This is a genomic window from Variovorax sp. GW821-FHT09D04 (assembly GCF_059416405.1).
In genome coordinates, this window is record NZ_JBWKPA010000016.1 from 81,563 (window position 1) to 102,475 (window position 20,913).

Consider the following 20,913-nt stretch of genomic DNA (forward strand, 5'->3'; position numbering starts at 1 on the left):
GGCCTGGCGAGGGGTCAGGCCGCCGTCCCCGCCAGCGTCACCTGCTGCGGCGACCCCACCCACACCGCCAGCGCCGAGTAGTTGTCGCGCGACTTGTCGGCCTTGGCCTCGGCCGCGCGGCGCAGCAGCGCGAGCCACTCTTCCGCGCTGTCAGCCAGCTGCAGCGATCGCTCCATCACCTGCTGCGAGATCAGCTGCCAGAGCCCGTCGGTGCACAGAAGAAACGCATCGCCATCGGCGAGCCGCTGCGGTGTCGACACCGAGGTCTCCGCCGTCGCACGCGCGCCGAGGGCGCGGTACAGCAGGTTGCTCTTCACCAGGCGCTCGCCGCCGTTGGCGCCCTGGCCCGCGGCGGCTTCGCCCGAGCGTTCCGAAAGGCTGTGGTCTTCGGTGCGCTGCATCAGCGCGCCGCGGCGGAACCAGTAGAGGCGGCTGTCGCCCACGTGGGCCCAGCAGGCTTCGCCGGTGGCGCGGTCGACGAACAGCGAGACGATGGTCGCGCTCATGCGGCTCTGGTCGGCCAGCTCGCGCTGCTTGGCGAGCACGGCGTCGTTGGCTTCCTTCACCGCGTGGCGAATGTCGTCGGCCGCGACGGACGGGTGGTCGACGAAGGTGTTGAGCGCGGTGTCGACCACGATGCGCGAGGCCAGCTCGCCGCCCGCGTGGCCACCGACGCCGTCGCTCACGACGAAGCAGGCGTTGCGTTCGTCCAGGTGGTAGCCGATGGCGTCCTGGTTGCCGCTGCGTTCGCCCACGCACGAGAACTGCGAGGTCGAGATGGGCACGGCGAAGGCGTGGGTGGCTTCAAGCACGGCGCGCCTCCTTCAAACGTTCCATCTCGCGGTCGTACGCCTGCTGGAAGGCGCGGCCGAAGACGGCCTGGAAGTCGTCCTCGACGGCGGCGGTGGTGTGGGCGTGCAGCTGCTTCAGCTGGCGCCACAGCCGCGCCTCGCGTCCGCCGGGTAGAAACTTCTCGCCGAGCCCGCCGTCGTGCGGCGTGGCCTTGTCGAGACCGCCCGGGTCGAAGCGGTGCAACAACGTGAGCAGCGCGGCGCGCATGCCGGCGACCATGCCGAGCTGGTGCGACTGCAGGTCGCCCAGCGCATCGTGCACGGCGGCCTCGGGCGTGAGAAAGCCGGGCATGCGCGCGCCGAACATCTGCATCAGCACGGCGCGGCCGTTGGGCAGGATCTTGAAGGGGTTGTTCTCTTCGTCCACGATCATGGTGATCTCGGCGCGCACCTCGCGCTTGAGCATCGCGCGCGACGACAGCAGCTCGATGGTGCCGTCGGTGAAGGCGCGCATCAGCCGGCCGAGGTGGCGCATGGCTTCGGCATCGAGCGGCTGCTGGCCCGCGATCTCGGGCACGCCGGCGCCTTCGAGGAACGCCTTGAACAGGTCGTCGCCGGAGGAGGGGGCGCGTGGTGAGGTCGGCGCTGGCGCAGGGACTGCAGCGACGGGCAATGCAGGCGGCGTTTCTTCAGGCACGGCCGGTTCGGTCGCTGCGACGGGAATCTCCGGCGCTGCGACAACGACAGGCTCCTCCTCAACAGGCGCAGCCTCTTCCACAGGCTCCGGCACGGCGACCGATGGCGCAACCGCCACCGGCTGCGGCGGATTGAACTGCGAGGTCATCTCGCGCGCATGGTTCGCGAGGCTGTGGCCCGACGACGCGGCCGGCGGCCGTGCGATCAGGTCCATGGCCGGGTGCACGTCGTCGAGCGGGTTGTCCTGCGTCAGCGCCGTGGGGCGCGGGTCGGACAGCGGCGAGGGCGCGTCGCGGTCTTCGGCGAAGAAGGAGAGCGGGTCCATGCTGCGCTTGAGCGCGAGGTCCGACAGGCCCTGCGTCGCCTGCGGGTCCAGCCCGGCGAGCGGATCGACGGGGTTGCGCTGCGCCTGCGAGGGCAGGGCGAAGGGCTCGTGCGCCAGCGGGTCGGGCATCGGTGCCGCCGCATCATCGGCACGGCGCGGCGCGTTCGCGAGGATGGCGTCCCAGTCGGCGGCCGACGGCATCTGCGCGGACACCTGCGTGGTCGTGGAAGGCGCTGCAGCAGTAGAAGACAACGGCGGCGGCGGCGGCGGTGCAGGCAAGGGCGCAGGGGCCGGCGCATTCACCGGCGCCTGCGCGAAGGTCGGCATCGCGACCGTCTTCTCGGGCGGTGCATCGCCAAGAGGCAGCGCGCCTTCGCCGAACAGGTCCGCGAAGACATCGGAGGCCGGCGATGCGGTGGGCAGCAGCGCGCTGATCGACGGGGCCGATGCGAGGTTCGATGCCACAGGCGGAGCAGACACCAACTGCGACAGCGACGGCTCGGTGATCGGTGCGGCCGGTGGCTCCGCGAGCGGCTCGGTGATGGGCGCCTCGGCGATCGCAGGCGGTGGGGCCTGGCTTGCACTCGCGGCTTCGAGCACGTAGCTGCCGATGGTCACGCGGTCGCCCAGCGCGACGCGCGATTCTTCTTCGTGGCGCAGCGTGCGTCCGTTCACGCTGATGGGCAGCACCGCGCTCATGTTGCGCACCACGGCGGCGCCGTCGTCGTCGAAGCGCACGGTGGCCTGCAGGCGCGAGATCTGCCGGTGTTCGTCGGGCAGCACGAGGTGGTTGTCGGGGCTGCGGCCGATGGTGCCGCCCGGGGCGGCGAGCAGCGCCGAAGGCCCCGAGGCCACGGGCATGCCGCCGTGTTCAATCACTGTCCAGCGCATGGCATCTCCATGTTCGTCGCGGTGGGCGCGAGCGTGCCCGGGCGCGGCCGTGGCCGGCCGCGTGTCATCCGCGCTTCATCTTCTTCGCGGCCTCGAACGCGGGGCCCCACACGGGGTGGGTGCGTTCCGCGACATTCAGGTCGAAGCTCGGGAACACATCGAGGAGCTTGCGGAATTGCGTGCGGCATTCCGCGATCTGGTTGTTCACGCAGTAGCTGAAGGCTTCGAGCTTCAGCGCGGCGAGTCGCGTCGCGGGCTCGGCCCCGTCGAACACCGACACGCCGCCGCTCTTCAAGGTGGAGATGGCCTTGGCGTAGTCGCCCGCATCGTAGGCCTGTTGCGCGCGTTCGAGCGTGGTGCGTGCCACTTGCTGGCTCAGGCGTTCGGGTTGCTGTGATGCATCCGGGGTGCTCTGGCAGCCGCTCAACAGCGCAAGCATGAAGGCAAAAGACAGAACAGGCAGGCAAGACTTCAATCTTTTCTCCTACTTCGCGAGAGGCAATGCGTGAGAGAGGGCGTGCTGTTGCATCACGATGCAACAGCACGCAATGCACACCGTGCGCGTGCATGGTTTCGATAATATAGATCGCGAAGCTTTCAGGGAGATCTCATGCATCGACGGACCTTGATTCAAGGCGCATTGGCCACATCGCCGTTGCTCGCAGGCCTCGCTGGTTGCGCATCGACCGCGAAGTCGATGCCCACGCCGTATGCCATCACCGTGCGCATCGACGACGGCGTGAATCCCGATGGTCGCGGCCAGGCCGCACCGATTCTCGTGAAGGTCTTCGAACTGAAATCTTCCGGCAACTTTGAAACGGCAGACTACTTCGCGCTGCAGGACCGCGACCGCGAGACGCTCATGACCGAGCTCGTGAACGCGGACCAGGCCATCTTGCGCAGCGGCGAGGAACGCGTGTTCAAGCGCGAGGCCGGACTCGACTCGCGCGCCATCGGCGTGATCGCCGGCTATCGCAAGCTGGAAGCGGCGCGGTGGCGCATCGTGTTGCCGTTGAAGGAGCCGAAACAAACGAATCTTTACAAGGTGTGGCAGTTTTCTCCGAGCGAGCAGAGCGTGCGCATCGCGGTGCGCAAGAGCGGCCTCGAACTGCTACCAAGTCGTTAAGTTTCAGCACGCGCTAATACGAAAGTGCGGCGCATTCGCCTCTGAAAAGGCATGCAAAACGCAAGAGGCGCCGTGTAGCATCAGACGCGAAAGAAGATCGAGCGGGGAGCCGCTGTACAGCGCATTTCCCGCCTCCGTGTGAGCACTCCAGGAGGTTCTTTGGTGACAGTTCGCAACGCGGGCGCAGCCGGTCAGGGCGCCCAATCTCAGGCATTGGCGAATCGCGTGGTGTGGTCCGAAGGCATGTACCTGCGGCCCCAGCACTTCCAGCAGATGGAGCGCTATGTCGAGCAGTACGTCACTCGCCGCACCGCGGGCATGCAGGGTGCCTACTGGGGATGGCTGCACCTAGACATCGACCGCGATGCCTTCGCGCTCGGGCGCGTGTCGCTGCTCGGCGGCGCGGGCGTGCTGCCCGACGGCACGCCGTTCTCGTTCGGCCTCGAAGACGCACCGATGCCCTTCGACGTGCCCACCGACCTCACCGATGAACTCATCGTGCTCGCACTGCCGCTGCGCAGGCCCGGCAGCGAAGAGGTGATCTTCTCGGAAGACGAAGGCTCGGCCGCGCGCTTCGGCGTGGTCGAGCGCGAAGTGGCCGACGGCAACGCGGTGGCGCTCGGCCCCGCGGTGCTGCAGCTGGCGAAGCCGCGCCTGCGGCTGGCGCGCGCGTCGTCGCTCACGGCCGAGTGGCAGGCCATCGGCGCGGTGCGCGTGATCGAGCGGCGCACCGACCACAAGCTGGTGGTCGATGCCAACTACATCCCGCCGGTGCTCGACGCCTCGGCGCATCCCATGTTGCGCAGCATGACGGCCGAGCTGCACGGCCTGCTCACGCAGCGCTCCGAAGCGCTGGCCTCGCGGCTGTCGCAGCCGGGGCGCGGCGGCGTGAGCGAGGTCTCCGACTTCCTGCTGCTGGAGCTGGTCAACCGCTACCTCGCACTCACTTGGCATGCGCAGCAGGCGGTGCAGGTGCATCCCGAGACGCTGTTCGTCGACTGGCTCAAGCTGGCCTGCGACCTGGCCACGCACACCTCGCCCACGCGCCGTCCGGTGGTGTGGCCGGTGTACGACCACGACAACCTCAACGAGAGCATCCGCCCGTTGATGGAAGAGCTGCGGCGTTCGCTGTCGGCGGTGCTCGAACAGAGCGCCATCGCCATCGAACTCGAAGAGCGCAGCCACGGCGTGCGCGTGGGCCGCATGCCCGACCCGGTGCTGGTGCGCAACGCGGCCTTCGTGCTCGCGGTGCATGCCGACCTGCCGGCCGATGCCGTGCAGCAGCGCTTTCCGACGCAGGTCAAGATCGGCTCGGTCGAGCGCATCCGCGACCTCGTGCAGCTGCAGCTGCCCGGCGTGGTCGTGCGCTCGCTGCCGGTGGCGCCGCGCCAGATCCCGTACCACGCGGGCTACCACTACTTCGAACTCGACAAGGGCGGCGACATGTGGCGCCAGCTCGAGAAATCGGGCGGCGTCGCCATGCACCTGGCCGGCGACTTTCCGGGGCTCGCCATGGAGTTCTGGGCCATCCGTCCGTGAGGGACCCTATGAACGGTGCCAATGACATGGCCGTCGGCCCGGGTGGCTTCGTGCCGCCCAATCCGGGCGGCGGCGCGACCACGCACAGCGGCCCGGGGCCGCAACCCCAGCAGCAACCCCAGCCCGATGCCTTCACCGCGTGGCACGACGCGCGGCGCCCGCATGCGGGCGACACAGCGCTGGCGGGCAACAACCCGCTGGTGGCGGCGGCCAACCCGCTGCTCGACCTGATCCCGCAGATCCGCGCCACCGGCCACCACCCGTCGCCCGCGCAACTGCGCGAACACCTGGTCGACGAGGTGCGGCGTTTCGAGACGCGCGCGCAGCAGGCCGGCATCGCGCCCGAAGTGATCATCGGCGCGCGCTACTGCCTGTGCACGGCGGTCGACGAGGCCGCGGCGCTCACGCCGTGGGGCGGCAGCATCTGGTCGTCGCAGAGCCTGCTCGTGATGTTCCACAACGAGACCTGGGGCGGCGAAAAATTCTTCCAGCTGCTGTCGCGCCTGGTGCAGAACCCGCAGCAGCACCTGCACCTCATCGAGCTCATCTACTTCTGCCTGGCGATGGGCTTCGAGGGGCGCTTTCGCGTCATCGACAACGGCCGCTCGCAACTCGAGACGCTCAAGCAGCGGCTGCTGCAGATCATCCGGCAGGCGCGCGGTGAAATCGCGGCGCCGCTGTCGCCGCACTGGCAGGACGCGAGCGCGCCCGTGCGCCGCACGCGCCACTGGCTGCCGGTGTGGGCCGTGGGCGCGGTGGCGGCGGTGCTGCTGGTGCTGGTGTTCGCGGTGCTCACCTTCAACCTCGCGGGCCATTCCGACGGCGCGTTCTCGGCCGTGAATGCGGTGCGCCTGCCGCAGACGCAGCGCGCGGTGGCGGTGCCCGCGGCGCAGCCGCGCCTGCAGCGCTTTCTCGAGCCCGAGATCCGCGACGGCCTGCTCACGGTGCGCGACGAGGCCGACCGCAGCGTGGTGGTGCTGCGCGGCGACGGCCTGTTCGCCTCGGGCTCCGACCGCGTGCTCGACCGCTACGCGCCGGTGCTCGCGCGCGTGGCCGACGCGCTCAACGCGGTGGAAGGCAACGTGCTGGTCAGCGGCTTCAGCGACGACCAGCCGATCCGCAGCGTGCGCTTCCCGTCCAACTGGCAGCTCTCGCAGGCGCGCGCCGATGCGGTGAAGGCCATGATCGCCACGCGCCTGAGCCGGCCCGAGCGGCTGCGCGCCGAAGGCCGCGGCGACGCCGATCCGCTGGTGCCCAACGACTCGGCGGCCAACCGCGCGCGCAACCGGCGCGTCGAGGTGACGCTGCTGGTGGCGCCGGTGGCGGGCGTGCCCGTGCCGGGGTCTGCGCCGCAACCCCGGCAGCAACCACCACAAGGAGGAACCCGCTGATGCTGCGCGCGCTCTTCCGTTTTCTCGTCAGCCGCGACCTCTGGGTCTTCTTCGGGCTGGTCGCACTCGCGTTCCTGATCTGGGTCATCGGCCCGGTGATCGCCGTGGGCCGCTACCGGCCGCTCGAAGGCGAGTTCGTGCGCATCGTGGTCATCGCGTTGATGTTCGGCGTGTGGCTGGTGCGCGTGGCCTACCGCAAGTGGCGCGAGCGGCGCCTCAACGCGCAGCTGCTGCACCAGCTGCGCACGCCGTCGCCCAAGGCGAAGGAGGCCAAGCCCGAAGAGGCGCCCGAGATCAAGGAGCTGCACAGCGGCTTCGCCGACGCCACCGCGGTGCTGAAGAACATGCGGTTCGGCCCGGGCCCCGGCGGCAAGGCGGCCGGGCGCTTCGCGCTGTTCGACCGGCAGTACCTCTACCAGCTGCCCTGGTACATCTTCATCGGCGCGCCGGGCTCGGGCAAGACCACGGCGCTGGTCAACTCCGACCTCGACTTTCCGCTCGCCGACCAGCTCGGCAAGGCGGCCGTGCGCGGCATCGGCGGCACGCGCAACTGCGACTGGTGGTTCACCAACGAGGCGGTGCTCATCGACACGGCCGGCCGCTACACCACGCACGAGAGCCACCGCGAGACCGACGAGGGCGAGTGGAAGGGCTTCATCGAGCTGCTCAAGAAGTTCCGGCCGCGCCAGCCGATCAACGGCGCGATCCTCACCATCAGCATCGCCGACCTGCCGCTGGCCGACGACGCGCAGCGCGCGCGCCACGCCATGGCCTTGCGCAAGCGGCTGCTCGAGCTGCGCAACGACCTGGGCATCAACTTCCCGGTGTACGTGCTGGTCACCAAGACCGACCTGCTGGCCGGCTTCAACGAGTACTTCGGCTCGCTGGGCCGCGCCGAGCGCCAGCAGGTGTGGGGCTTCACCTTCCCCATCGAGGGCAACCCCGCCGACCCGGCCAAGGCCGACCTGCGCGAGCGCTTCCACCAGGAATACAAGCTGCTGCACCAGCGCCTGGACGAGCGCCTGCCCGAACTGATGGCCACCGAGCCCGACCCGATGCGGCGCGCGCAGGCCTACCTGCTGCCGCAGCAGTTCGCGAGCTTCGAGGACATCCTGGGCACCTTCCTGGCCGACGTGTTCAACCCGTCGAAGTTCGAGGTGGCGCCGCTGCTGCGCGGCGTGTACTTCACCAGCGGCACGCAGGAGGGCACGGCCTTCGACCGCGTGATGGGCGCCATCAAGCGCTACCTGCAGGTGAACGCGCCGCCCGCGCCGCCGCCGGGCCCGGGCAAGAGCTACTTCCTCAAAGAGCTGCTGCAGCAGGTGATCTTCCGCGACGCGGGCGTGGCCGGCACCAACCTGCGCTGGTACCGCCGCCGCCGCGCCATCGACCTGGCGGGCTACGCGCTGGTCGGCGTGCTCGCGGTGGTGCTGCTGGGCGCGTGGGCCAACAGCTGGCGCCACAACAAGGCCTACGTGGCCGAGGTCGACGGCAACGCCAAGGCCTTCAACAAGGCCGCCGCGCGCGGCGAGCTGCCGACGGTGGTCGATTCGAGCGGCGACATCGCGAGCTCGCTGCTCATCCTCGACCGCTTGCGCGACCTGCCCAAATCGGCCGAGTTCGACATCGGCGATCCGCCCGTGGGCTACCGCTTCGGGCTCTACCAGGGCGAGAAGCTGCAGGCCGCCACCGACGGCGTCTACCAGCGCGCGCTCGAAACCGTGCTGCTGCCGCAGGCCGCGCAACGCGTCGAGCAGTCGCTGCGCGAGGCCGCGAAAGCCGATGCCGAATACAGCTACGAGGCGCTCAAGGCCTACCTCATGCTGTACGACCCCGAGCGCTACGACGCCGACTTTTTGCAGGCCTGGCTGCTGACCGACGTCGACCGCAAGATCGGCGCTTCGCTCACGCGCGAGCAGCGCACGAACCTCGAGGCGCACCTGAAGACGCTGTTCGCCGACCGCGTCGTGAGCTCGCCCTTCACCAAGGACGACAAGCTCATCGCGCAGACGCGCGAGCGCCTGGCCGGCGTGCCGCTGGCGCAGCGCTCCTACGCGCGGCTGCGCCGCATCCTCCTGCAGACCAGCGCGCCCAATGCCTTCACCATCGCCGAGGCGGGCGGCGCGGAGTCGGCGCTGGTGATCCGGCGCGCCAGCGGCAAGCCGCTGACCGACGGCATTCCCACGCTGTTCACCTACCGCGGCTACTGGGACATCTTCGACAAGCGCATGGCCGAGACCACGCTGGCGCTGGAGCAGGAAGACCGTTGGGTGCTGCAGATCCGCGCGCCGGGCATCGCCGACATCACCTCGCGCGAGCTGCTGCTGCGCGAGGTGCGGCGCCTGTACCTCAGCGACTACATCCGCACCTGGGACGAGTACCTGGCCGACATCCGGCTGGCCGAGAGCAAGTCGCTGCTGCAGAGCATCCAGATGACGCGCGTGCTGTCGACCGGCGAGTCGCCGATGTCGCGCCTCATCCGCGGCGCGGCGCGCGAGACCGACCTGCTGCGCAACCACGACGAGGCCACGCGCAGCCTGCTCGACCAGGCGCAGAACCGCGTGACCAGCACGCGCGAGCGCATCGAGCAGCTCATCGGCCAGCCCGACGGCAGCCAGCGCCGCAACACCGCGCCCGACCGGCCCGAGTCGCTGGTCGACAACCACTTCGCGCCGCTGCGGCGCATGGTGACCGCGCCCAAGGCCGGCGGCCAGACGCCGCTGGACCAGACGGCCGCGCTCATCAACGAGCTGTACACCTTCCTCACCGCCACCGACACCGCGCTGCGCAGCGGCAACATCCCGCCGCCGGGCGATGCCGTGACCAAGCTGCAGGCCGAAGCGGGGCGTTTGCCGGTGCCGTTCCAGGGCATGCTGAACGACCTGTCGGCCACCGCGTCGTCGAAGGCCGCGGCGGTGACGCGGCAGAACATCGGCCAGAACGCGGCCGCGACCATCGGGCAGTTCTGCAGCCAGGCGATCGCGGGGCGCTACCCGTTCGCGCGTGGCTCCAACCGCGACGTGGCGGCGGGCGACTTCGCGCAGCTGTTCGCGCCGGGCGGGATGATGGACGACTTCTTTCAAAAGAACCTCGCCTCGCAGGTCGACACCTCGGTCAACCCGTGGACCTTCAAGCGCGGCGTGGACGGCAGCGCGTCGGGGCGCTCGGCGTACCTCGATGCGTTCCAGAAGGCGCAGGCGATCCGCGACGTGTTCTTCACGGGCATGGCGGGTGGGCGCACGCCCTCGTTCACGCTGGACATCCGGCCCGAGGACATGGACGCCACGCTCACGCAGTTCACGCTGGACATCGACGGCCAGACGGTGCGCTACGCGCACGGCCCGCAGGCGCCCAGCAGCATCAAGTGGCCCGGCCCGCGCAACAGCAACCAGGTGCGGCTGCAGGTCACGGTGGCCAACGGCACGCCGGCCGGCGGCATCGTGACCGAGGGGCCGTGGGCGCTGCACCGGCTGTTCGACAAGGCCTCGATCTCGTCGGGGCGCACGCCCGAGTCGTTCAACGCGACCTTCGACCTGCAAGGCAAGAAGGTGGTGCTCGCGGTGACGGCCAACAGCGTCTACAACCCGCTGCGGCTGTCGCAGATGAACAGCTTCTCCTGCCCCGGGAAATCCTAGGATGACGCCTCCCCCGCACGCCTGGTCGCCGCTCGACGAGCAGATCGGCTGGTACGGCAAGCTGCCGTCGGCCGGCGACTTTCTCTACCGCCGCATGCCGCGCGAACTGCAGGCCTGGTGGGACCGCTGGATGCAGAACGGCCTGGGCAGCTTCAAGCGCTGGCCCGACGCCATGACGCGCCACTACGCGGTGGCCCCGGTCTGGAACTTCGCCATCCCCGCCACGCACGGCGTGAACGCGGTGCAGCTGGGCTGCATCGCGCCCAGCTGCGACCGCGTGGGCCGCTACTACCCGGCCTGCGTGGCGCTGCAGGTGGACGCGGCGCGCTACCACCCCGCGCTGCTCGAAGGCTCGGCCGCGTGGTACTGGCAGTGCGGCAGCGCGCTGCTGCAGGCCATTCGCCACGGCGTGGCGCCCGACCTCTTCGACGGCCAGGTGCTGGCCGCGGGCCGCACGGGCTTTCGCACCGCCAGCGGCGGCTCGGACGACATCCTCTCGATCCTCGGCGCGGCCGCCGGCCCTGCTGCCAACGGTGCGCGCGGCGCGAGCGCGCAGCAGCGCCTGGGCTGGCCCGAACTGCCGCTGTGCTTCGACCCCTTCGGCGGCACCAGCTACTGGTGGACCAACCAGGCCGACGGCTCGCCGCTGCGCACCGCGGCGCACGGCGGCGGGCTCAACACGCCGCTGTTTTCCCAGTTGTTTTCGCAAGGCCACGTGCCATGGGCATGACGCGCCCGACCCACCCGCAGGAAGAAGAGACACCCCATGACGACGCCCGCCAGCCCTAGCGCGACGCCCGACCCGCAGGAGGAGCGCCCCCATCCCCTCGGCACGGGCCACCGGCTCGACGAGTTCGAGCTGCTCGAAGTCATCGGCGAGGGCGGCTTCGGCATCGTCTACCGCGCCTACGACCACTCGCTGCAGCGCGAGGTGGCGGTCAAGGAATACATGCCCTCGATGCTCGCGCGCCGCGTGGGCGACAACAGCGTGCACGTGCGCTCCGAGCGCCTAACCGCCACCTTCGCTGCGGGCCTGCGCAGCTTCATCAACGAGGCGCGCACGCTGGCGCAGTTCAGCCACCCGGCGCTGGTGCGGGTGCATCGCTTCTGGGAGGCCAACTCCACCGCCTACATGGCGATCCAGCTCTACAAGGGCCGCACGCTGCGCCAGCTGGCCGAGAGCGAGCCGGCCACGCTGACCGAGCCCTGGCTGCTGGGCATGCTGGGGCCGCTGCTGGGCGCGCTCGACACGCTGCACCACAGCCAGTGCTTCCACCGCGACATCGCGCCCGACAACATCTTCATCCAGCAGCAGGACGACCGCCCGGTGCTGCTGGACTTCGGCGCCGCGCGCAAGTCGATCGCCGACCTGGTCGACGAGGTCGCGGTGATGGTGAAGTCGGGCTACTCGCCGATCGAGCAGTACGCCGACGACAACACGCTGCTGCAGGGCGCGTGGACCGACCTCTATGCGCTGGGCGCCGTGCTGTACCGCGCGGTGACCGGCCACCCGCCGCCCTCGGCCGTGGTGCGCAGCGTGCAGGACGCCTACGTGCCGCTGTCGTCGCTGGACCGCGACGACCTGAGCCCGGCCTTCTGCGCCGCGGTGGACCACACGCTGGCCGTGCACAGCAAGGACCGCACACAGACGGTGGCGGCCTTTGCGGCGGAGCTGGGGTTGGTGAAGCTGGGCGATCTCTATGTGGTGGATCGGTCGGCGCCGGCGGCTGCTGCCGCTGTTGTCGTGCCCGTCGCGGCGCCCGTGGCGCAGGAGCCGCCGGCACCGGAGCCGGAGGAGGAAGCGCCACCACCCGCGCCCGAGGTGCAGCCCGTGCCTGTGGAAGCGGCGACCGCGCGCGTGCAGGCACCGCCGCCGCCTGCGCCGCCATCGCCTGTTGCACGACCGAAGAAGCCGTCGAAGCGCCCGCCGTGGTTCCTGGTGGGCGCGCTGGTGCTGGCGCTGTTCGCGGTCGGCGGCTGGATCGGCTGGCGGCTGACGGCCAAGGCACCGTCCGATCCGATGATTGCGGCCGCGCCGCCGCCCGGCACGCCGATGTCCGATCCGGGCGCGCCCCCGGCCGCGATGCCGCCGGCCGGCGCGACCTCCGAGGCGCCGCCGGCGTCCGCGCCCGCTGCATCGGCCAGTGCCCCGCTGAGCCCGCTCGACAACGTGCCGGTCGCCGCCGCGCCCACGCCACCGGCCACACCGCCCGCCGAGCCCGAGGCACCGCCCGCGCAGCCCGCACCGCCTGCACAACCGGCGCAACCGGCACAACCGGCCCAACCCGAAGCGCCGCCGCCCCCCGACCCCGCCGTGGTCGCCGAGGTGGAAGACTGGAACCTGGCCCAGGCCGAGAACACCCGCGAAGGCTACGAGGCCTACCTGCGGCGCCACCGCCGCGGCCTGCATGCGCGCGAGGCGCGCAACGCCATCGCCCAGCTCAACCGGCAGTCACCGCCGCCACCCGCCGCGGGCAGCACGAACCCCGTGCCGACCGTGATCGCGGGCGCACCGCCGGCTCCGCCACCGCCGCCGGCCGCGGCGCCCGGCATGGGCCGCGTGCAGTTCAACATCCGGCCCTGGGGCCAGGTCTTCGTCGACGGCGCCGACCGCGGCGTGAGCCCGCCGCTCAAGTCGCTGCCGCTGCGCCCCGGCATCTACACCATCGAAGTGCGCAACGGCGACCTCACGGCCTACCGCCAGCGCGTGACGGTGCAGGACAGCAAGTCCGCACCGGTGGTGAGCCACGAGTTCAAGTAAGAGGGAAGAGGGCAGCAGGTCAGGGCGTGCCGGTGCGCAATGCGCGGCGGTACTGCACCGCCTCCGCCACATGCGCGGCCTGCACGGCGTCCTGCCCCGCGAGGTCGGCGATGGTGCGCGCCACCTTCAGCGCGCGGTGCGTGCTGCGCGCCGACCAGCCCAGCCGCGCGGCCGCCTGCTGCAGCAGCTGGCGGGCGGCGTTGTCGAGCACGGCATGCGTGTCGATCGCGCGGCCCTGCAGCGCCTGGTTCGCATGGCCCTGGCGTTGCAGCGCGCGGTCGCGTGCGCCCACCACGCGCGCGCGGATGCTGTCGGTCGATTCTCCCGCCGGCGCGTCGAGCAGCTGCGGCGCCGACACGGCCGCCACCTCGATGTGCAGGTCGATGCGGTCCAGCAGCGGGCCGCTGAGCTTGTTCTGGTAGCGCGCGACGCGCTCGGGCGTGCAGCGGCAGGGCTTCAGCGTGGAGCCGAGGTAGCCGCAGGGGCAGGGGTTCATCGCGGCGATGAGCTGGAAGCGGGCCGGGAACTCCGCGCGCCGGGCGGCGCGGGTGATCGTGATGGTGCCGGTCTCCAGCGGCTCGCGCAGCGCTTCGAGGGCGGCGCGCGTGAACTCGGGGAACTCGTCGAGAAACAGCACGCCGTGGTGCGCGCGCGAGATCTCGCCCGGCCGGGGCGGCGAGCCGCCGCCCACCAGCGCCACCGCGCTCGCCGTGTGGTGCGGAGTGGCCGTCGGGCGGTTCATCCAGCGTTCGGGCGCCAGCCGGCCGTCGAGGCTGGCGATGGCTGCGCTCTCCAGCGCTTCGTCCACGTTCATCGGCGGCAGCAGGCCGGCGAAGCGGTGCGCCAGCATCGACTTGCCCGAGCCCGGCTCGCCCACCATCAGCAGGCTGTGGCCGCCGGCCGCGGCGATCTCGAGGGCGCGCTTGGCGCCGGTGTGGCCCTTGACGTCGGCCAGGTCGGCATAGCGCGGGGCGCCGTCGCCGGGCGCGGCGCGCACGCGGGTCCAGCCGTCGTCGCTCGCGTCGACGGGCCCGCCGCCGCTGGCGACGAACTGGCGCACCACGTCGAGCAGGTGCCGGGCGCCGTACACCTGCGCACCGGGCACCAGCGCAGCCTCCTGGGCGCTGTCCAGGGGCAGCACCAGCCGCACGGCCGTGCCTTGCGTGTAGGTGGCCACGGCCATCGCGAGCGCGCCGCGCACGGGCCGCAGTTCGCCCGACAGCGACAGCTCGCCGGCGAACTCGTGGCCGGCGAGGCGGGCGTTCTCGATCTGCCCGCTGGCCGCGAGGATGCCCAGGGCAATGGGCAGGTCGAAGCGGCCCGAGTCCTTCGGCAGGTCGGCCGGGGCGAGATTCACCACAGCCACGTATGTAGCATCAAAAATCGAGCAAGGTAGTGCCTGCCAAGTAGCGTCGGCATTGCCCACGATCCATCAACCTAACTCGGGCAAGGCATTGATCCAGATTCAAGTTACAAAAATGGTGCGCAGGATCAGATACCGATCGACCGTCGAGTTCCACTTGGACCGCTTGGCGATTGTTCCCGGGACGTGGCCGCATGCTTTTCTTGAAAGTCTTGCGCGATCAAGCTTGGAGGACCGGATGTACCGATCGGTTGTCGAAAGACTGCACTGGGCGCTGAGGCTCCTTGCGTCGGATAACCAATGGCGGCTAATTAGTACCAAAGAGCCAAAAAGCATCTGCAGCGAGGACTTGTCGAGTTTATTTTTTTCTTTGGAACAACGTATAGATGGAATGTTGTGGGCACCCCAGACGAAATCCAATACCTCGTCTGAATTTAGAAAATTAATCAGAGGGCACCTGCATGAAAAGTTTGGGAACGTCGAATTAGCGAAGAAGGTCTTTGCTTTTTCGACACGTTTCATAGAGAGAGGTGCCAGAGAGCTCATAAGCGATATTGAATCGCAAAGTGACCCGCATCGCTCTCCTGCTGGCGCAATTCCACACGCGTCCGTTGAAGATCTGAAGAATAAACTTACGACTCTGTTGGCTGATGATTTGAAGGCAATTGAGAGGGCGTGCATCAGCGAAATTGAGTTGTACCGGCTGCAAGCACGTAAGTTGGTTGAGTTAGGACGCCAAACTCTGACTTTTGAAGAGCAAAGGCTTGTAAGTTCCATCTTCGATCAATCGGGCCCAGAAAATCTCAAGCTCGCGCTTCGAGCTGCACCTGGAAAAATAGCTTTTACGTTGAATATGCGCCACGCAATTTCCGGGCTTGATGATGCTGGACGACCACCATTCGGGCTTGAATCCTTTTGCGGAGTTAAGCAGGCACACGAATATGCAATGGAGTTTATTTCTGAGCCACAGATTCACAAGCATTCCATATATTATTTTCCTTTCGTGGCCAACTCCGTGGTTTTGGTTGCTTGCCTGCTGATACTGCAGATCTATACAGGTTGGAACGCCAGTTCGGTAATTTCTCTTTGCCTTGATGACATAGTGCCTAAAGGACAAAGGCTCGTCATCCAAGGGTATAAGTCGAAATCTGATGACCACACACCGGCTGTCGTGGTGTCACCCTCCGACCATGCAGCATACGCAGCGCTGACATTGCTTATAGAACGGCTCGCGCACCTCAAACGGTTAAATTTTACCGATCCAAAGGCGAGATCGCTTTGGCTAATGCCTACACCGCCAAACTCAAAGCGAAATCGGGAGCGTCTGATTTCGGGTGTTCAGCGACCGCGCGACGCAATTTGTAAAAAATACGCGCTTCCAAGCTTCTCGTTTGATCAAATTCGCACCCAAGCCTTGGCACTCGTTTCGCTAAAAAAAGGCGGGCTCGAGGTCGCACGGCGGCTAGGAGGGCATAGCCGCGCTGCAACGACGGCGCACTATCTAGATCAATTGCTGTTGCGAAAACTAAATTCGGCGATGAATTTGGAATTTCAAAAAAGACTCGAAATCTCTGTTGTATATGTTTCTCAAAAAGCGGACTCCGCGGAATATCCTGAGGGGTTCCTTTTATATCCAGTGGGAGATGGAAGTTCTTGCTCCAATCCCCTACAACCGCCCAAGGCTGACTGGGTGTTAAACGGCATGTGCGGCGCGACGCGATGCCACAGTGCCGAGGGATGCCCTAATCGGCAGATCTTGATTGATGCCGACCGGATCGAAGAGATTGCGGCGACCGCAATTTTCTACGAGGAAAGCTGGGGCCGGTTACTGGGTGAAAACGAAGCTCGTTTTAAAGAGATTCATCTGCCTGGAATGCTTTTTAATCTGGCCCTGTCCGGGCTCATCAGTCGCGGCCCCTACGGGCCGAATTTCCGAGCTTCCTACGCACGACTGAAAGACGAAAATGGCGTCTAAACATCAAGCTCTTGCAGCCGAAACGTACAGCAGCCAGGCGACCCCGTTTGAGCTCTATCAAATTCGAAGTGGCGCCTTCACGCTCTCGCCTGCGGGGGTCATCGAGATACCTAAGCTTTTTTGGCATCGCAGTGAAGGCCTAGCTGCCTATTTAGATCTTAATTCTCTAATTCTCCCTGCGACTCCGTTTTTAAGCGAGGGCTGTTCAATTGCCGATCGGCCAGATCTTTGCAGCGCCATCATTCGAAGCTTGGATGCGTTATTCTTGGCCGGGCGCGACAGCAAAGCTCGCCATACCACCGGTCTCCTTTTAGTTCGCACCCTCGCAAAGATTTTTGAACACGGGTGGTTGCATGGCATTTACTCCCTCAAGGACTGGACTCCGGCAGCGTTTGATCGCTTGGCACGCCAGCTTGCTGCCGGCGGTTGGTATGACGCATTGCAATTGGAGACGCGGTGTGACTCAATGTTTGGGTCACTATCCGACGACGAACGAGTCAATCTGTGGGCAGTTCGGAGGTATTGGAAGAACGGCAAAGTGACAGTAAATCTTTCGCGGAAGGTCATGCTTGCACTCAGAACCAACGCCCGCCACTGGGAGGTATTGCGATTGCGCAAGCATTTGGCAGGTAGGTGCTCGGATATTTGCCCTGAAATAGCCCTCCTCGCGTCGGCAAAAGTTCTCTTCGGTACAACTGGGTCGCGACAATGTTTGCAGAACTTCATGCAATCAGCCAATCATCTGGCTATTCCAAAGTTCGGCGTCGACTTTGTTCCGTTTCCTAATCCCGCCGCTTCATTGCGAACATATGGCAGGGAGGCGAGGGGTAGGACTCGGTCAATTGGGCCAGCTGAACTCTCTAGCATTCTGTCTCGTGCTCAGTGGTGGATATATTCGGTTGGCCCTGTGTTGATCGCTGCGCATGAGCGACTCTCGCAGCAACGGCACACGTTTCGCGGAGATCAACGGCGAGTCTCCAAATGCATCATTGAGTGCGAGGAAATTAAAACCCTCGAAACCATGCTTGGCCAAAAAGTTAGAACCGCATCAGGTTCTGGTGTTCGAGGAGGTGTGCCGTTAAAGGCGGTAACCGAGGCTTTTTTATTGGCTGCGATGACGCTTATAGCCACCCTCAACGCGCGCCGTCGCGATGAAATATTACACCCAGTGCTTGGTCTTCAAACAACGTGTTTAAGACCGGTTAGCGAAAGCTTGGGGATCTATCTTTGCGACTTTTACATCGAAAAATCCCTGCGTAGACGTGTGCCTTTCTATGTGGGGCGAGTTACTAAAGATGTGGTCGCCGCCTTAATTAAGTTGTCCACGATCGCACGAAAAGTTGCTGGCGAAGGGCTCGCTATGACCGATCCGGTTGCGCAAAGTCTATTCAGTATTCCTGTGATAAGGGCAAATCCAGACGGTAAGCTGCATTGGCTGGCGTCCAAGGCATCGACACGCGTCACAAATCATGTGTTCGAGCCAATGGGGAACGGCCGTATAACTGCGCATATGTTTCGGCGTGCTTATGCACTTTTGTTTCATTACCGCTATGAGCACGGCACCTTACAAGCACTCTGTCAGCAGCTTGGCCATGAAACTATAGAAATGACACGGACGTACGTGACAGATACCCCCGCAATCGCGATCGACAGGACTGGGGCTGCGCTATTTGCACAACTAACGAATCAAGAGCGCGAAGCGCTTGCTGCTGAAAAGGCCGTTCTCGAAAAAGAACTCGACGACGTTGCTGAAGAGAAACTGTCTGATTTCATCGCCCGCGTCGTTCGGCGCGAGGACGACACGTCTGGCGGATATGGGCGCCTTGTTCAACGCTTTCATCAGGCTTTACGTGGAACGCTTTCGTACCGCGAACAATCCCTGCAGGACCAAGCAAAAGTGCTTAGCAAAGCTCTTCTTCATCGAGGGCATTCGCCGCTTCCGATGAGGCATGGGACGTGCATGGTGGGAGGAGTTGCGCAACGTGCTCAAGGGCACTGTCATTCTGCAGCGACAGGCGCGCTCGAAAAATCAAATGCATCGGCTGAAGTCTGTGGTCGCTGCCCCTACCATCTGGTCACGGCTCAGCATGTCGAAAATCTTAAACAGGAGCTGCGGGAGACGGAGCAACTTTTGCGATCGAGTGACGCACCAACCTTGCAGCGAAAAGCGCTTGGTCATGCCTCGACCGCACTGAAGTCCATGATTGAGCATCACATTAAACGGATGGACATTGCAGCCGGAGGTCGCGATGCCTGTCCGGTCAGGTAGTACTTCTAGGAAGCGGGGGGCGCCTCCCGTGGCGGAGGTGAACAGGGCGAGGGCTGCAGACAACATTCGAAATAAGGTGAACCTACTTACAGACGTGGTGCACGCAGTAAGCAAATCGTTGCTCGATGTGAAGGTCCACGCTCTCGCCATGGAGTTGTTCGAGCGACAACTGCTGCCGCGTTCGGTCCGGCAGTTCAATGCATGGTGTTCTGCAGATCTACCTAGTGACCTCAGAGAGCGATGTTCAGCCTTTGTTAAAAATGCCAATGTCACGCTCAAGGCTCATAAGTCGCTGTTGGATGGGTGCAAGGCGGCGATTGCTGCCATCGAAGGTCATCGGGCCGCGCTCAATTCGCGTCCGCAGAAAGATGACCGAATTCGGAAACTTGAGCGCCGGCTCGCGCTGGCCGAAACGCTAGCCCGCGTGAGCCAGGCTGAGTTGTCACGCCTACTGGTAGCTGCTGCAGAAAAACGTGAGACAGAGTCGTTGCTTGAAGCGCGCTATCTAGCGCTCGAGCGTGAAGCCAATGAAGCCATTGGTTCGCGCGACCTAGAAATCGCAGCACTCCGGCTCAGGAATGCTGAACTCACTTCGTCGCTAAGGAAAATCACGTCCTTGGGGGTGAGTCGTGCCCGATAAGACTACTCGCCTCCATCTATCACGTAGCGGGAACGACGCTAGACCCATTCTTCTCGTTTTCGATCTGCTCGACAGAAGCCTCGTTAGAGAGCTGACCGACTATTCCGTTGATCTAACGGTGCGTCGTCAACTTTCCGGCTTGACGATCGAAAAAAGAGTTCGCAGCGCGATGGGGTTCTGGGAATTTTCTCAGACGCATCAGCTTGATCTTTCGCTTATCTCTAACCTCGAACTTAAACGTTTTAGGAACGAGTCGCTTGTTCAGATTTTGCAGCGGACGTCGTCTCGAACCCGGGACATGACTGCAAAGCGGACGGTTAACGAAAAAGTGAATAGCGTGTTGGATTGGTTGGAATGGTATGCAACGCGACGTCGTGAAGAGCTGGGGTTGTGCTCACCGCCCCCGAGCGCGACAGGCGTTGAAAGCCAGCGATTTCGGCCAGAAGACTTCCCTGGTTTGCTCTATCGACATGTGGGATCAGGTTCAAAGCACAAGACTAGCTACGCGCTAGATGACCAGCAACTGGACCAAGTGAGGCTTTCTTTTCTGGTCTCTACTGGCACTCCATTTATTTCCCAGAGGAACATCCTCATCGCTGACATCGCGAACACCGTCGGTCTGCGGAGAGGCTCTATCAATTCGCTCAAGGTTGAGCAGTTCGATCGAGAGAGTATCGAATCCGAATCCCGGCCGACGATCCTCATTCGCCCGACTAAGCAAAAGTTCGGCTACGAAACCGAGTTTGCCTTTCCAGTATGGCTTGCTCTGCGAGTGTGTGATTTCATAGATCATTACCGTCTTCCATTTGTCAACAGTAAGAAAGTTCGTCAAGTCGATCATCAAGGGAACATCTTCTTGTCAGCAAGAGATGGCCGTCCCCTTACGGATCGCGCGATAACAAAATTATTCTCAACTTCATTCAAGGCGGTTGGAGCGCCGGCCGGCTCCTCGATACATGCGCTTAGGGCGAAGTTCGCGAACGATGCGATTTCCGCTGAGCTTGAGACACGACTACGACGCGGGATGGATACAAGCACTGAATCGGTTGCAACCGCCGTGGCGCTGCGCATGGGGCATCGGAACACCAAGTCCTTATACGCGTATGTGTCACGTGCTCAATCTTTGAGCGGATCAACACTCGATCTCTGATCGAGACGGCTGTCGCATCTCACTCGGAAAGGAGTTTTTCGCTGAGCTTGGAACTGCTGCGGTGCTGCAGCAGTTGCTGGCGCCTCCGCCGCCAGGCCGTCGTTTTATAGAGCGCGGCCTGCTCTTCGATCGACGGATCATCTTGGAGTGTCTTGCTCGTCGCTTTTGGTGGGGCCAGCCGCTGTGCGTTCGCGCTGGACTAGCCGGCGCGGGCCGCAAACCCTGGACAATGCAACCGATACAGCCGCTCTACCTAGTCCACCGAAAAGCGACTGAGCTCCGGGTGTTAGCGCCAGTGCAATCGAGATCAGCGGTGCCAGTCGAACATTGACCAGGGGCTGGAGCTGGTTCTGGTAGGAGC

At 65.3% G+C, this 20,913-nt stretch carries 14 protein-coding genes; 10 read left to right on the plus strand and 4 right to left on the minus strand.

What is annotated here, in order from left to right:
- Positions 1-14: 14 nt before the first annotated feature.
- The 3 genes from AC07O4_RS30205 to AC07O4_RS30215 form a co-directional block, all read right to left on the minus strand.
- The gene (locus tag AC07O4_RS30205) at positions 15-812 is read right to left on the minus strand and encodes a PP2C family protein-serine/threonine phosphatase (RefSeq protein WP_095949836.1); all 798 of its coding nucleotides are present in this window, start codon (positions 810-812) and stop codon (positions 15-17) included.
- Positions 805-2,703 (minus strand): type VI secretion system-associated FHA domain protein TagH, encoded by a 1,899-nt coding sequence (gene tagH, locus AC07O4_RS30210; protein WP_495306444.1) that lies wholly within the window; start codon positions 2,701-2,703, stop codon positions 805-807. The genes AC07O4_RS30205 and tagH overlap by 8 nt, the downstream gene beginning before the upstream one ends.
- Positions 2,704-2,767: 64 nt before the next feature.
- The gene (locus tag AC07O4_RS30215; RefSeq protein ID WP_223301458.1) at positions 2,768-3,142 is read right to left on the minus strand and encodes a TssQ family T6SS-associated lipoprotein; all 375 of its coding nucleotides are present in this window, start codon (positions 3,140-3,142) and stop codon (positions 2,768-2,770) included.
- Between the two features lie 171 nt (positions 3,143-3,313).
- Between AC07O4_RS30215 and tssJ the strand changes: the two genes are divergently transcribed.
- From tssJ to AC07O4_RS30245, 6 genes are all read left to right on the plus strand, one after another.
- Positions 3,314-3,829: a type VI secretion system lipoprotein TssJ gene (gene tssJ, locus AC07O4_RS30220; protein WP_062473939.1), complete on the plus strand. Its 516-nt coding sequence runs from the start codon at positions 3,314-3,316 to the stop codon at positions 3,827-3,829.
- Positions 3,830-4,072: 243 nt separating this feature from the next.
- Complete coding sequence (gene tssK, locus AC07O4_RS30225; protein ID WP_235926916.1) at positions 4,073-5,368, plus strand: type VI secretion system baseplate subunit TssK; 1,296 nt, start codon at positions 4,073-4,075, stop codon at positions 5,366-5,368.
- 8 nt (positions 5,369-5,376) lie between these two features.
- On the plus strand, positions 5,377-6,759 hold the full coding sequence (locus tag AC07O4_RS30230) for a DotU family type VI secretion system protein (protein ID WP_369645871.1): 1,383 nt from the start codon (positions 5,377-5,379) through the stop codon (positions 6,757-6,759).
- Positions 6,759-10,394: a type VI secretion system membrane subunit TssM gene (gene tssM / locus AC07O4_RS30235; RefSeq protein WP_495306445.1), complete on the plus strand. Its 3,636-nt coding sequence runs from the start codon at positions 6,759-6,761 to the stop codon at positions 10,392-10,394. Before AC07O4_RS30230 ends, tssM begins: the two co-directional genes overlap by 1 nt.
- Position 10,395: 1 nt before the next feature.
- On the plus strand, positions 10,396-11,124 hold the full coding sequence (tagF, locus tag AC07O4_RS30240; RefSeq protein WP_095743178.1) for a type VI secretion system-associated protein TagF: 729 nt from the start codon (positions 10,396-10,398) through the stop codon (positions 11,122-11,124).
- Positions 11,125-11,160: 36 nt separating this feature from the next.
- Entirely contained in the window at positions 11,161-13,155 is a 1,995-nt protein-coding gene (locus AC07O4_RS30245; protein ID WP_495306446.1) for a serine/threonine-protein kinase, read from the plus strand.
- 19 nt (positions 13,156-13,174) lie between these two features.
- Here the strand turns inward: AC07O4_RS30245 and AC07O4_RS30250 are convergent, their stop codons facing one another.
- A complete protein-coding gene (locus tag AC07O4_RS30250; protein WP_495306447.1) occupies positions 13,175-14,512 on the minus strand; it encodes a YifB family Mg chelatase-like AAA ATPase in 1,338 nt (445 codons plus the stop codon).
- 244 nt (positions 14,513-14,756) lie between these two features.
- Here AC07O4_RS30250 and AC07O4_RS30255 point away from each other — a divergent pair, with 244 nt between their 5' ends.
- The 4 genes from AC07O4_RS30255 (at position 14,757) to AC07O4_RS30270 (ending at position 20,552) form a co-directional block, all read left to right on the plus strand.
- Positions 14,757-16,493 carry a site-specific integrase gene (locus AC07O4_RS30255; RefSeq protein ID WP_495306448.1) on the plus strand — a complete coding sequence of 579 codons (1,737 nt, stop codon included), beginning with the start codon at positions 14,757-14,759 and terminating at the stop codon, positions 16,491-16,493.
- Positions 16,483-18,762 (plus strand): site-specific integrase, encoded by a 2,280-nt coding sequence (locus AC07O4_RS30260; RefSeq protein ID WP_495306449.1) that lies wholly within the window; start codon positions 16,483-16,485, stop codon positions 18,760-18,762. Before AC07O4_RS30255 ends, AC07O4_RS30260 begins: the two co-directional genes overlap by 11 nt.
- Positions 18,763-18,880: 118 nt before the next feature.
- A complete protein-coding gene (locus tag AC07O4_RS30265) occupies positions 18,881-19,402 on the plus strand; it encodes a hypothetical protein (protein WP_495306450.1) in 522 nt (173 codons plus the stop codon).
- On the plus strand, positions 19,392-20,552 hold the full coding sequence (locus AC07O4_RS30270) for a site-specific integrase (protein ID WP_495306451.1): 1,161 nt from the start codon (positions 19,392-19,394) through the stop codon (positions 20,550-20,552). The genes AC07O4_RS30265 and AC07O4_RS30270 overlap by 11 nt, the downstream gene beginning before the upstream one ends.
- Positions 20,553-20,913 lie beyond the last annotated feature (361 nt).

Coding starts and splice junctions, on each gene's coding strand:
- AC07O4_RS30215 (WP_223301458.1), bottom strand. CDS start 3,142: ATGCTTGCGCTGTTGAGCGGCTGCCAGAGCACCCCGGATGCATCACAG.
- tagF (WP_095743178.1), top strand. CDS start 10,396: ATGACGCCTCCCCCGCACGCCTGGTCGCCGCTCGACGAGCAGATCGGC.
- AC07O4_RS30255 (WP_495306448.1), top strand. CDS start 14,757: ATGTACCGATCGGTTGTCGAAAGACTGCACTGGGCGCTGAGGCTCCTT.
- AC07O4_RS30245 (WP_495306446.1), top strand. CDS start 11,161: ATGACGACGCCCGCCAGCCCTAGCGCGACGCCCGACCCGCAGGAGGAG.
- tagH (WP_495306444.1), bottom strand. CDS start 2,703: ATGCGCTGGACAGTGATTGAACACGGCGGCATGCCCGTGGCCTCGGGG.
- tssJ (WP_062473939.1), top strand. CDS start 3,314: ATGCATCGACGGACCTTGATTCAAGGCGCATTGGCCACATCGCCGTTG.
- AC07O4_RS30260 (WP_495306449.1), top strand. CDS start 16,483: ATGGCGTCTAAACATCAAGCTCTTGCAGCCGAAACGTACAGCAGCCAG.
- AC07O4_RS30230 (WP_369645871.1), top strand. CDS start 5,377: ATGAACGGTGCCAATGACATGGCCGTCGGCCCGGGTGGCTTCGTGCCG.
- tssK (WP_235926916.1), top strand. CDS start 4,073: ATGTACCTGCGGCCCCAGCACTTCCAGCAGATGGAGCGCTATGTCGAG.
- tssM (WP_495306445.1), top strand. CDS start 6,759: ATGCTGCGCGCGCTCTTCCGTTTTCTCGTCAGCCGCGACCTCTGGGTC.